The 12,431-nt window shown below is 34.3% G+C and carries 14 protein-coding genes and 1 other RNA gene; 7 read left to right on the forward strand and 8 right to left on the reverse strand.

The window, feature by feature from the left end:
- Both ACFO7M_RS13965 and ACFO7M_RS13970 read left to right on the forward strand, forming a co-directional pair.
- On the forward strand, positions 1 to 369 hold the full coding sequence (locus ACFO7M_RS13965) for a methylglyoxal synthase (protein ID WP_379712788.1): 369 nt from the start codon (positions 1 to 3) through the stop codon (positions 367 to 369).
- Between the two features lie 84 nt (positions 370 to 453).
- Complete coding sequence (locus tag ACFO7M_RS13970) at positions 454 to 1,026, forward strand: hypothetical protein (RefSeq protein WP_379736317.1); 573 nt, start codon at positions 454 to 456, stop codon at positions 1,024 to 1,026.
- A 211-nt stretch (positions 1,027 to 1,237) separates the two neighbouring features.
- Here ACFO7M_RS13970 and ACFO7M_RS13975 read toward each other — a convergent pair whose 3' ends face one another.
- The 3 genes from ACFO7M_RS13975 to ACFO7M_RS13985 all read right to left on the reverse strand — a co-directional run bounded on the left by ACFO7M_RS13975 (position 1,238) and on the right by ACFO7M_RS13985 (position 3,792).
- Positions 1,238 to 1,933, reverse strand: a complete 696-nt coding sequence (locus ACFO7M_RS13975; RefSeq protein WP_379736319.1) for a carboxypeptidase-like regulatory domain-containing protein — start codon at positions 1,931 to 1,933, stop codon at positions 1,238 to 1,240.
- Between the two features lie 14 nt (positions 1,934 to 1,947).
- The gene (locus tag ACFO7M_RS13980; RefSeq protein WP_379736321.1) at positions 1,948 to 2,646 is read right to left on the reverse strand and encodes a carboxypeptidase-like regulatory domain-containing protein; all 699 of its coding nucleotides are present in this window, start codon (positions 2,644 to 2,646) and stop codon (positions 1,948 to 1,950) included.
- A 78-nt stretch (positions 2,647 to 2,724) separates the two neighbouring features.
- Complete coding sequence (locus ACFO7M_RS13985) at positions 2,725 to 3,792, reverse strand: glutaminyl-peptide cyclotransferase (protein WP_379712780.1); 1,068 nt, start codon at positions 3,790 to 3,792, stop codon at positions 2,725 to 2,727.
- A gap of 88 nt (positions 3,793 to 3,880) precedes the next feature.
- On the opposite strand from ACFO7M_RS13985, the gene ffs reads away from it, so the two are divergent.
- The 4 genes from ffs to fsa all read left to right on the forward strand — a co-directional run bounded on the left by ffs (position 3,881) and on the right by fsa (position 6,660).
- An RNA gene (gene ffs, locus ACFO7M_RS13990) (signal recognition particle sRNA small type) lies at positions 3,881 to 3,979 on the forward strand.
- Positions 3,980 to 4,052: 73 nt separating this feature from the next.
- Positions 4,053 to 5,045, forward strand: a complete 993-nt coding sequence (locus tag ACFO7M_RS13995; RefSeq protein ID WP_379736323.1) for an enolase C-terminal domain-like protein — start codon at positions 4,053 to 4,055, stop codon at positions 5,043 to 5,045.
- A gap of 8 nt (positions 5,046 to 5,053) precedes the next feature.
- Positions 5,054 to 5,857, forward strand: a complete 804-nt coding sequence (locus tag ACFO7M_RS14000) for an SDR family oxidoreductase (RefSeq protein WP_379736325.1) — start codon at positions 5,054 to 5,056, stop codon at positions 5,855 to 5,857.
- Positions 5,858 to 6,003: 146 nt separating this feature from the next.
- A complete protein-coding gene (gene fsa / locus ACFO7M_RS14005; protein WP_379736327.1) occupies positions 6,004 to 6,660 on the forward strand; it encodes a fructose-6-phosphate aldolase in 657 nt (218 codons plus the stop codon).
- A gap of 71 nt (positions 6,661 to 6,731) precedes the next feature.
- Here the strand turns inward: fsa and ACFO7M_RS14010 are convergent, their stop codons facing one another.
- From ACFO7M_RS14010 to ACFO7M_RS14030, 5 genes are all read right to left on the reverse strand, one after another.
- Positions 6,732 to 8,117: a thioredoxin-like domain-containing protein gene (locus tag ACFO7M_RS14010; RefSeq protein ID WP_379736329.1), complete on the reverse strand. Its 1,386-nt coding sequence runs from the start codon at positions 8,115 to 8,117 to the stop codon at positions 6,732 to 6,734.
- A gap of 85 nt (positions 8,118 to 8,202) precedes the next feature.
- Positions 8,203 to 8,400: a hypothetical protein gene (locus ACFO7M_RS14015; protein WP_379736331.1), complete on the reverse strand. Its 198-nt coding sequence runs from the start codon at positions 8,398 to 8,400 to the stop codon at positions 8,203 to 8,205.
- A 9-nt stretch (positions 8,401 to 8,409) separates the two neighbouring features.
- Entirely contained in the window at positions 8,410 to 8,625 is a 216-nt protein-coding gene (locus ACFO7M_RS14020; protein WP_379712768.1) for a hypothetical protein, read from the reverse strand.
- A gap of 4 nt (positions 8,626 to 8,629) precedes the next feature.
- Complete coding sequence (locus ACFO7M_RS14025; protein WP_379736333.1) at positions 8,630 to 10,015, reverse strand: radical SAM protein; 1,386 nt, start codon at positions 10,013 to 10,015, stop codon at positions 8,630 to 8,632.
- On the reverse strand, positions 10,005 to 10,736 hold the full coding sequence (locus tag ACFO7M_RS14030; RefSeq protein WP_379736335.1) for a prolipoprotein diacylglyceryl transferase family protein: 732 nt from the start codon (positions 10,734 to 10,736) through the stop codon (positions 10,005 to 10,007). Before ACFO7M_RS14030 ends, ACFO7M_RS14025 begins: the two co-directional genes overlap by 11 nt.
- Positions 10,737 to 10,807: 71 nt before the next feature.
- On the opposite strand from ACFO7M_RS14030, the gene ACFO7M_RS14035 reads away from it, so the two are divergent.
- Positions 10,808 to 12,424 carry an ABC-F family ATP-binding cassette domain-containing protein gene (locus ACFO7M_RS14035; RefSeq protein WP_379712761.1) on the forward strand — a complete coding sequence of 539 codons (1,617 nt, stop codon included), beginning with the start codon at positions 10,808 to 10,810 and terminating at the stop codon, positions 12,422 to 12,424.
- The last annotated feature ends 7 nt before the right edge of the window (positions 12,425 to 12,431 follow it).

Here is a 12,431-nt window from a genome sequence, read left to right on the forward strand (position 1 = left end):
ATGGAAATTGCAATAATCGCACACGACGGCAAAAAAGCCGATATGGTGCAATTTTTAAATAAAAATATAGACATTCTAATCAAAGAGAATATTAAGATAGTAGCAACAGGAACTACTGGTAGTAAAGCCGAAGTGGTGGGCATAAAAGTAAAAAAAATGCTGAGTGGTCCATTAGGTGGTGACGCTCAAATTGCTGCTCGTGTTGCCGAAGGAAAATGTAAAATGGTACTCTTTTTTAAAGATCCCATGAGTAGTCATCCTCATGAGCCGGATATCAATATGTTGATCCGAATTTGTGATGTGCATAATGTGCCTTTGGCTACAAATGAAGCTACCGCACAGCTTTTGTTGAACGCAATAACTGAATAATTTAAATCACGCTTTTTTTGGCGTGATTTTTGTTTTTTGGTAGGATATTTTTAATATATTGGCAAACCAAATAACTTATAAACAATGAAAAAAATTGCACTACTTTTAATGGTATTATCGGTAAGTTTATCTTACGGACAAAAGAAGAAAAAGAAAACAACTGCTTCTAAAGTAACAGCTAGCGTTTTAGCGAAGTCAGGTGATGCTTCGGTAGCTTATAATAAAAAGAAAGATTTGTTCTTGGTTGTAGCCAAAGACAGTATGTTGTTGAGTAAAAGCCGTACTGATTTTAGCCCAAGCAATGTAAAAGTAGCGCAAGTAAAAGTGAAAGCCAATACGTTTTACTGTGTTACATGGAATGAAATTGTAAAAACGGAAACGAAGCTTAAAAAGGAAACGGCAACGGTTACTGAAAACCAATTGTGGAATCCGGCTACTAAAACTTTATTGATTGGAAATACGCAAAAAGCAATAGAAGTGCAGGAAATCGTTTTCTTGGATAAATTGAAAACCGCTTCCGAAACCCAATTCAAAAAAAGAAGTGAAGGTTACGAATTCCAATTATTGCCTAATGGAGAATTTTTATTGAAAAATAAAACAAAAGCGACCAAGTATGTGTATAACGAGAAATCTTCCCGTTACGAAGCAAAAAAATAATCTATCGATCAATAAAAAGCAGACATCTAGTCTGCTTTTTTATTTACAGTAATTGCTAAAAGAAAAATAAGACTAAATTTTATCCTGTGATTTCTTTTTTAAAATAAAATAAAAATCACAGATTTTGTGATTTTCTTTTTAAAATAGAAAATAAATCACAGCTATTTGGTTTAGTTTTTTTTTTGCTTTAAGTGAAGCCACAAGAAATAATTTATTCTTCAAACCAGCTTTCTACAACACGATAGGCTCTTTCAATGAAACCTCTTCTTTTACTAGAGATGCCACCTACTTGATAAATCATACCGGTTGTATTGTCAATAAGTGTGGTGTTGATTATAGTGGATTCTCCAACAGTTTTAACCGTATCTTTCATTCCCATAAAAGAATACACTAATTTTTCTCCTTCTTTAACACGGATAGAATAGGTGCCGTCAAAATTACTTTGTACTCCTCTTGTGGTGCCTTGAACAACTACGTTGGCTCCAGGAATTGGGCCCGATGCATCAGATACAATGCCAGTTATTATCTTTTCTTCAGATTGATTTACGTTTTCTGTCGGAACATTCGCAGTGTTTATATTTTTAGTATCTGTTTGTTCTGTTTTTGGTTTTTCCTGTGCAGTAGCTTTGGTGCCAAATAAAGCAACCATTCCAAAAAACAAAGATGCCAACCAGATCGATTTTCTTTCCTTAGGTAGTACCAAGTCTCTATCCAATTGAGTAGTGAGAAATCGACCGCATAAATTTTGATTCTTTTTATAAGCACCGATAATTTCTCTGTCGGTTAAATTGGTAAAATCATACACATTTTTCTGGCAGGCTGAACAAAATCTTCCTTTTTCGTTTGGTGTCATTTGTGCCCAGTTTTCGTGGCAGGGTTCTGGTATGGTTAATTGTAATCTTTTCATAAATGATTCATTTTTTATTCTAACCAAGTTTCTACTGAACGGGGAAATCTTCCATAATAGACACTTTTTTTAGGAGAGTCTGACTTTGAAAATATAATTTCACCAAGAAATACATTATTGTCTTGTAAAGTCGTGTTTATTACGTTTGAAGCTCCAACAGTTTTAAACGTATCTTTCATTCCCATAAAAGAATACACTAATTTTTCTCCTTCTTTAACACGGATAGAATAGGTACCGTCAAAATTACTTTGTACTCCTCTTGTGGTGCCTTGAACAACTACGTTGGCTCCAGGAATTGGGCCCGATGCATCAGATACAATGCCAGTTATCATCTTTTCTTCAGATTGATTTACGGTTTCTGTCGGAACATTCGCAGTGTTTATATTTTTAGTATCTGTTTGTTCTGTTTTCGGTTTTTCCTGTGCAGTTGCTTTGGTGTCAAATAAAGCAACCATTCCAAAAAACAAAGATGCCAACCAAATCGATTTTCTTTCCTTAGGTAGTACCAATTCTCTATCCAATTGAGTAGTTAGAAATCGACCGCATAAATTTTGATTCTTTTTATAAGCACCAATAATTTCTCTGTCGGTTGAATTGGTAAAATCATAAACATTTTTTTGGCAGGCTGCACAAAACATTCCTTTCTCGGTTGGTGTCATTTGTGCCCAGTTTTCGTGGCAGGGTTCTGGTATGGAAAGTTGTAATTTTTGCATTGTATATAAAATAAAAAATGGTCTGTATAATTGTATAGAGACCATTTTTTAGGAAAAGGTTGGGAGGGAAGATGAAAATTAATGATTGATTTTAATTTCAAACATTTTATCCCAGTTTTTTCCGGTTACAAAAATCGTTTTAGTTTTTGGGTTGTACGCAATTCCGTTTAATACATCAATATCCGGATGTTGCGTTACTTTTTCTTTCAATTTTGACAAATCGATTACCGCTTCAACAGCACCCGATTTTGGATCAATGATAGCTAAAGCATCCATTTGATACACATTAGCATATATTTTTCCGTCAATCCATTCTAATTCGTTAACGGCTTTAATTTTGTTGTTGGCAGTGTATACATTAATGTAATCAACCGGTTGGAATGTTTCCGGGTTTATAAGCGTAATTCTCTCAGTACCGTCACTTTGGTATAGGTTCTTTCCATCATTGGTTAAACCCCATCCTTCCATTTTTTTGAAGTATTTGAAAGTTTTCTCTTTTTTGAAAGTATCGGCATTATAAACATAACCTTCGTTGTTCAACCATGTCAGTTGGTATACTTTATTATTCAAAATCGTAATGCCTTCGCCAAAATAATCGGCGCCCAATTCAACTTTTTTAAGCACTTTTCCGGTTCTGTAGTCGGTTTTTCTTAAACTGGAAATACCACGAACACCAGAGCTGTTTCCAGCACCATTTCCAGTTCCTTCAAATAAAGTATCACGATAAAATTCCAAGCCTTGTGTATAAGCTTTTAAGTCGTGAGGGAAAGTACGAAGTACGGTATAGGTTAGTAATTTTGGTTCTATATGGGAAACCAATTCAATTCTACTTTCTGTTTTTGTTGAATCGCCTTCGAAATAAATGACTGCTTTTAAGTTTTGGTAACCAAATTTTTGGTCTTTTAAACTATAATTGAAAGTGGTATTGCCTTTGACTGATCCGATTTTTTTATCGCCGTTATAGTAAACAATAGAATCAATGGTTTTGTCTTTTTTATTCTTTACGACCAATGAAACATTGTCGTCTTGATGGTATAACAACTTAAATTGGGAGTCGTCGATTGAAAATAAATTTTTTTTATCACCGGCACAATTTGTTAAAAGCATGACTAACGAAGTGAATGCTAGTAGGTTATATTTTTTCATTATTAATTATTTTTCGAATACAATATACAAAGGAGTTTTACATTATCAAATGTGCTTGCAAAAATACAAAAAGATTGTATATTTGCACCGGCAAGTCCTACACGACCAGCTCCTGCAGACTCCTCCAGGGTGGGAACGCAGCAAAGGTATGTGGTTGTAGCGGTGCGATGTAGGTCGCTTGCCATTTTTTTCTTAAAGTAATTCAGAATTTGTAGTCCCGTTTGTTCGGGATTTTTTATTTTTAGGACAAATTATTCCTAATGCAATTATCCTGGCAGGTTGTTACCTTAGAACTTAAAGAAACGTTTTCGATATCATATGGGAATTATTCTCATAGAGAAGCCTTAATTGTAACATTAGTATACAATGGAATTGCTGGTTATGGAGAATGCACCGCTATCGATTATTATGGCGTTAAGCTTTCAGATTTTGAAAAACAGCTTTCCTCAAGTAAAACTTTAATTGAAAATTTTCAAATACTACATCCACAAGATTTTTATCGTTTTTTAAACACTATACAATTGCCAGAGTTTTTACTTTCGGCATTGGATTGTGCCTATTGGGATTTATTTGGAAAATTGGAGAACAAAAGTTTTTTGGAGTTGAATTCAATTCAGTATCAATCACTGCCAGATTCGTCAATAACCATAAGTGTTGCTGATGTTTCGGAACAAATTGAGAAGATAGAAAAATCGAATTGGACCAAATTTAAAGTGAAATGTAATGGATTTGATGAAAAAGCAATATTGAAACTTTCGCAAATGCCTCAAAATCTAGCTTTGGATTCCAACGGGAGTTTTAACAAAGAGCATTGTGTTTGGTTGCAAAATTATACCGATTCGGAACGATTTAGTTATATAGAACAGCCAATGAAGACTGGGAGTTATTCCGTATTGAATAGTGATTTGAATGCGAATTGGATGGCTGATGAAGATTGCCAAAGCGTAAGAAATTTACTTTCTTTGCAATCACATTACAGAAGCATTAATATAAAGTTGATGAAATGCGGAGGTTTAACACCGGCACTGGAATTGATTAAAGTAGCTAGAGCGTTAGATTTTAAAATTATGGTAGGTTGTATGACCGAGTCGAGTATTGGAATTTCTGCAGGAGCAGTATTGTCACCTTTAGTGGATTATGTTGATTTGGATGGCGCTAATTTAATTGCCAATGATATTGCCTCTGGAAGCAAAGTCATTAATGGAAAAATTCAATTATCAGAAAAGCCCGGATTGGGAATTTCAATTATATAAATAATAATATGAGTAAAGTAGTACTAATCACTGGTGGTTCGTCAGGAATTGGAAAGTCAATTGGAGAATTTTTACACCAGAAAGGGTTTACAGTCTATGGAACTAGCCGTAACCCAGAAAGAATCACGAATTCTGTGTTTCCGTTGCTTGCATTAGACGTTCGTAATGTTGAAACAATTCAACAAGCGGTAAATCAAATTATTGCAAAATCAGGAAGGATAGATGTGGTAATCAACAATGCGGGTGTTGGAATCACGGGACCAATTGAAGAAATTCCAACAGAAGAAATCAAAAATAACTTTGAAACGAATTTGTTCGGACCCATTGAAGTGATGAAAGCTGTTTTGCCTCAAATGCGATCGCAGAAATCGGGATTAATTATCAATATCACTTCCATTGCAGGTTATATGGGATTACCTTACAGAGGTATTTATTCTGCTTCGAAAGGTGCATTGGAATTGATAACGGAGGCTTTACGTATGGAAACCAAACAATTTGGCATACAGATCACGAATGTGGCTCCGGGTGATTTCGCCACTAATATTGCAGCGGGTCGTTATCATGCGCCGGTTATCAAAGGATCAGCCTATGAAGTTCCTTATGGAAATACTCTAAATGAAATGAATACGCATGTAGATAGTGGCAGTAATCCTGAGGAAATGGCTAGTGCTATATATAAAATCATTCAAACTCCAAATCCGAACGTGCATTATAAAGTAGGTGCTTTCATGCAGAAATTTTCTATTGTTTTGAAAAGAGCATTACCGGATAAAGTATACGAAAAAATGCTGATGAATCATTATAAATTGTAATTTTGCGTCCGCGTGAGGGATAGAAGCGGAACTCCTTTTTATTCACGGAAGTGATAAAAAGAGTAAAGCGTATAGCCCGGCCCAAAGGGACACGCCCAAATTAATTAATATTAATCGTTAAACACAACTATTTTAAATACACACAGATGAAATTTTTTATTGACACAGCCAATTTAGATCAGATTAAAGAAGCACAGGCTTTAGGAATTCTTGATGGAGTTACGACTAATCCGTCATTAATGGCAAAAGAAGGAATTACTGGTACAAATAACATTTTGAAGCATTATGTTGACATATGTAATATTGTTGATGGTGATGTTAGTGCTGAAGTAAATGCGCTTGACTTTGAAGGAATGGTTAAAGAAGGAGAGGAATTGGCAGAATTGCATGAACAAATCGTAGTGAAATTACCAATGACTAAAGAAGGTGTTAAAGCTTGTAAATATTTTTCTGATCGTGGTATCAGAACGAATGTAACTTTAGTGTTTTCGGCAGGTCAAGCTTTGTTAGCTGCAAAAGCCGGAGCTACTTATGTTTCTCCTTTCTTAGGTCGTTTGGATGATGTTTCTACAGACGGTTTGAACTTGATTCAAGAAATTCGTGACATTTATGACAACTATGGATTTGAAACTCAAATTTTGGCTGCATCCGTTCGTCACACCATGCATATTGTAAACTGTGCAAAAATTGGTGCCGATGTTATGACTGGACCATTGTCTGCCATTACAGGTTTATTAAAACACCCATTAACAGATATCGGAATTGCTCAGTTCATTGCCGATTATGAAAAAGGAAACAAGTAATTATATAGTACAAAGTATAAAAAAAGCGTTCAGTAAATGAACGCTTTTTTTTATTTTTTTAAGTGGAACTTCTACTTCAAATATCTCTCGAAGTTTGCGTCAAATAAGCTAACAAACCCGTTGTTAATGGTTCCATTAGCGTTAATTAGCATCGCACGGTGAATTTTAGTAATAACCCATTTGTCTTTTATTTCTTTAAAATCGGCTGCGTGTAATTCGTTTTCGGACAAATTGTATTCTTCTAAAGTTTTTCTCCAAGTTTCGTAAGTATCATCAATGTTTACAGCTATAAAATCCCAATCAGGATGCTTGGTTTTGAGTTCTTTAGCTCGTTTATGTGCTGAAACCATGTGTGATCTTGCCTCTGAAGTCCAGAAATAAATCACAGCATTTTTCTTTAAACTTAAATTTACTTTTTCTCCTTTAGGATTAGTTAGTTGTACTTTTTGTAATGGTTTGCCGGGAGACATGGTTTGTGTTGCCTCGGCTATTTTTTTGATTTCTTTTTGTTTTTCTTTATCAGTACATAATTTGAAATATTTGTCCAAAAATTTCTGATTGTTCATCATATTTTGGTCTTCCAACATATACATGAAGGCAATATTGTTCAATACCGCATTTTTTATTTTTGGATTGGTAAATATGGAATCTGCCACATCCAATTTTTTGATGTTATTTTCTAAAGATTTATTATTACCATCTTTACTGCAAGTTACATTATTCATCATGGATGTTAGATAACGAACAAATGGAGCGAAGTTGGTTAGTTTTTCATTATTGAAATCAATACCTTTTCTGAAAGCATAGTAATCTTTAGGTAATTTTTTGCAAACATCCTGACTGGTTCTGAATTTGTGCGCTAGCGGATAGACTTCTTTTTGAGCTAAATAAGGCATTTCCAACATGGATTTGGCATAAATATCAAAATTTTCATCCCAGTTAATGTCTTCTTTGCGTCTTTCATAAAACGCATTTTTTTCTTTGAAATCGGCGTTTATTTTATCTTCGAATTTTTTCAAATCATAATCGTAGATATCAAAAGTCGTGTTCTTATCGTTTTCATTTTTAAGAAAAAGTTCGATTAAAAAATTGTTTTTTTCATCACCTCTTCCGCAAAACGTTAATGAGTTATCAAATTCGTGAGTGTTCAAACGAATCATCAAACTGTCATTTTTGTCAAAATAAATGTATTGGTATTCCGGATCGTGTTTGAAAGTGTACATTCCCGGAGTTAAAGAATCGTATTTAGTGAAGAATCTATTGTTTTTATCTAATTCGATAGTGTCAATTACTTCATTGTCACGACATAGATAAACCAATTTTGAATTAGGGTTAATAATTTCCCCTCCAAAATAAGCTGAATAATCATTATCTTGAAAGACTCTTGCACAAGAAGTCAGAAGAAATGGACTTATTAAGGTAAACAGAAATGGTAGTTTTTTAAAATAGGCAATCATTCTAATCTAATTATGATAGAGCAAATATATTTTTATTAATAATATCAGGCTGTTAATGGACAGTTAAAGTTGCAATGGGTTGAAATCAATAAAGAAGTCCTGTTGAAAAGCAAGTTCCTAAACCAATTATAATTGCAATTACTGAATAGGTGAGTAGTTGGATTCCGAATTTTTTGTCTTCTTTTTGAAAGAAAACTTTATACAAACCGATTAAAAAAGTAAATGGACTTACAAGCAATACAATACCTGCAAACATCATTAATAATAGTATTAAAAGCTCCATAGTGACAATTTAATGCATTCCGCCTAATGAGAAATTCGCAAAACAAGTTCCAAAACCAATTACAAATGTAATGATAGAACCGATTAAGAGTTTAATTCCTGTTTTTCGGCTCTTTTCAGAAGCAATAATCATAATCAATCCAACGAGAAAAAGTGGCGCACTTAAGACTGCCAAAGCCATACCAACTTGAAGTAAGATTTCTGATTGTAGGAAGAATGTTTTCATAGGTCTAATTTAACACTTTTCTGATTTCATCTATTGTATTGTCTCTATAAAATAAGTTCATGGTTTCAAATGGCACCATTTTACCTCTTTTATCAACAATATGCACACAGGATTTCTTTACTGCACGAACATCAAAATCCTGCGCATCCATGAAATTCATGATAATGATACGGAAAAGATTTTCATAATGCAAAGAATCCGATTTTACTCTGGGTAAACAACACATTAATTCACCAAATTCTTCCTCGGCACAATCGACTGAAATTCCGGTACTGAATAAATTCAGCATATGATCTTTCAGTTTTTCGTCGTTTTCAAATACGATGGTATTTTTTGAATTGTTTAATAAATCTTCAGGATTAATTAAATGTGTCATAGGAAGCACTTCTCCATCAATTTTTAATGCATAAGCCATGCATAAAGCATCGGGATTGCAGGGTACCGGAATTAAATCTTGTGGAGTAAAAACGGGATATTGCTCGTATATTTTTCGACGGACTTCAGTTAATGTAATTCTGCCAGCGTTATCGTCATAGTTTTCATTACGTCCTGCTACTTGTGTGGGTTGGAACGTTACACCACGAACACATTTTTGTTGCACGGCATATTCTAAAATTTTGCCAATTTCATCATCGTTTTCTCCTTTTTGTAATGTAATTACCAGAGTAGTGGATAAGTTGAATTTATTTAGATTTTCAATGGCTTTTTTACGGACTTCGGTTAAATCCTCGCCTCTTAATTTTTCTAATACTTCTGGTTTAAAACTGTCAAACTGAAGATAAATTTCGAAATCGGGCATATAAGAAGCTAACTTTTCTACAAAATTCACATCTTTAGCAATACGGATTCCGTTAGTGTTCAACATCAAATGTCGGATAGGTTTGCTTTTGGCAATATCCAAAATCTCAAAAAACTGCGGATGAACAGTAGGTTCTCCACCCGATATCTGCACTACATCCGGTTCGCCTTCATTGGCTACAATTATATCAAACATTTTTTCTATTTCTTCCAATGTTCTGTGGTTTCCGTAATTCGGTCCGGAACTGGCATAACAAGTAGGACAAGCCAAGTTGCATCGATCCGTTACTTCTACAATTGATAAACAAGAATGTTGTTCATGATCTGTACACAAGCCACAATCATAAGGGCAACCATAATGAACTTTGGTATTGAATTTTAAAGGAATTTCTGATTGTTTGTTGTAGTTCCTGATTTGACGGTAATATTCTACATCATCGGCAATCATTACTTTAGAATCGCCATGGGTTTTACAATGTTTCAGCATCCAAACTTTATCATCCTGAAAAATGATTTTTGCATCTACAAGATGTAGACACTCAGGGCATAAACTTTTAGTATAATCGTAATAAATGTAGTCTCTATTTGGCATTGAAAAAGGATTTAGAAATTCGGATAAAAAATTGATGATAATAAACAAATATAAAAATCGAAATCCAATGTATAATGCTTAAATCTAAAAATAATGCTTGGTAGGGTTTAATGAACTCAACTACAAAACGATACAGAAAATAGGCAATCATAAATAGCTTGAATCGATCTCCGTTTTGCAAAGGATATTTTTTTATCATGATAAAACCAAGTGTCAGGAATGCCATTGTGATAATTTCGTACAAAGCTACTGGGTGTCTTAATGTGCCATCGCCCAAATCCATTCCGGTGAAAAAAGTGGTTTCGATACCATAAGTTGGTTCTAAAATACCCATTCCAAAACAACCAATCCGACCAATAATAAGTGCAATCAATATGGGAATAACATAAATATCACCCGAAGCGATTTTAACATGCAAAAATTTCTTGAATAATTCCACTCCAAATAAACCACCAAAAAAGCCACCTGCAACTGTTTTGTTTTGGTAAAAACTAACCCAAGTTTGGTGCATAATTGCATTAGGATTTTCAAACAGTGCAATTACCCTTGAACCAATGAGTGCACCAACCATAGCGCCTAACATAATCCATAACCTATTCATATCAGAAATAGGATCTTGGATGTCTTTTCGTAAAAAATAATAGATGCGGATACCTATAAAAAAGGCAAAGGTTTCCAGAATTAAGTGAATAGGAGCAGCGTTTGAAAAAGGTATTGTCATTTTGATTGTTTCATTGAAGTAAAACTCCACTATTTTTACTACTTTTGCAACACTTTTAAAAAAATAAATAAATGCTTACAGTTTCTAATTTATCGGTTCAATTTGGTAAACGAATTTTATTTGATGAAGTAAACGTAACTTTTACTCAGGGTAACTGTTACGGAATTATTGGTGCAAATGGTGCAGGAAAATCAACATTCTTAAAAATATTATCAGGAGATATCGATCCAACTTCTGGACGTGTTATTCTTGAACCTGGAAAACGTATGTCGGTTCTGAATCAGAATCACAATATGTTTGATGAGCATACTGTTTTGGAAACCGTTTTAATGGGTAACAAAACACTATTCGCAGTTAAAAAAGAGATGGATGATTTGTATGCAGATTATTCTGATGACAAAGTGGATCGAATAGGTGAACTACAAGTTCAGTTTGAAGAAATGAACGGATGGAATGCTGATTCTGATGCTGCGACTTTATTATCCAATCTAGGCATCGGTGCCGATTATCATTATACATTAATGAGCGAAATGGAAGGAAAATTAAAAGTTCGTGTCCTTTTGGCTCAGGCTTTATTTGGAAATCCAGACGTATTGATCATGGATGAGCCTACCAACGACTTGGATTTTGAAACCATCGGTTGGTTGGAGAATTTCTTGGCAAATTATGAAAATACGGTATTAGTGGTTTCGCACGACCGTCACTTTTTGGATGCAGTGTGTACTCACGTATCAGATATTGACTTCGGTAAAATCAACCATTATTCAGGTAACTATACATTCTGGTATGAGTCGTCTCAGTTAGCAGCGAAACAAAGAGCACAACAAAATAAAAAGGCTGAAGAGAAAAAAGCAGAATTGGAAGAGTTTATTCGTCGTTTCTCTGCGAACGTTGCAAAATCAAAACAAGCTACTTCTCGTAAAAAAATGATTGAGAAATTGAACATTGGCGAAATCAAGCCTTCAAGCCGTCGTTATCCTGCCATTATTTTTGACCAGGAACGTGAAGCAGGAGATCAGATTTTGAACGTTCAGAATTTATCCGCTTCGGTTGATGGAGAAGTATTGTTTAAAAATGTGGACTTAAATATGGCCAAAGGCGACAAGATTGTTGTTTTTTCGAGAGATTCACGTGCTACCACCGCTTTTTACGAAGTTTTAAATGGCAACTTAACACCGGATTCAGGAACTTTTGATTGGGGAATTACTACTAATCAATCGTATTTACCTGGTGATAACCATAGTTTCTTTGAAAATGATTTGACCTTAGTAGATTGGTTACGTCAATGGGCTAAAACAGAGGAAGAGCGCGATGAAGTTTATGTACGCGGTTTCTTAGGAAAAATGATTTTCTCTGGTGAGGAAGCATTAAAAACAGGTCGCGTTTTATCGGGAGGTGAAAAAGTACGTTGTATGTTGTCAAGAATGATGATGTTGCGTGCTAATGTCTTAATGTTGGATGAACCTACAAATCACTTGGATTTGGAATCGATTACCGCTTTCAATAACTCATTGAAAAATTTCAAAGGTTCTGTATTATTTACAACACATGACCACGAATTTGCTCAAACTGTTGCAAACCGAATTTTGGAAATTACACCTAATGGTGTAATTGATCGATATATGACTTTTGACGAATATCTTGAAGATGAAAAGATTCAGGAAATGAGAAAGAAAATGTACTCATAATAAAAAA

This window comes from Flavobacterium sp. GCM10023249 (assembly GCF_042653365.1).
GTDB lineage: Bacteria > Bacteroidota > Bacteroidia > Flavobacteriales > Flavobacteriaceae > Flavobacterium.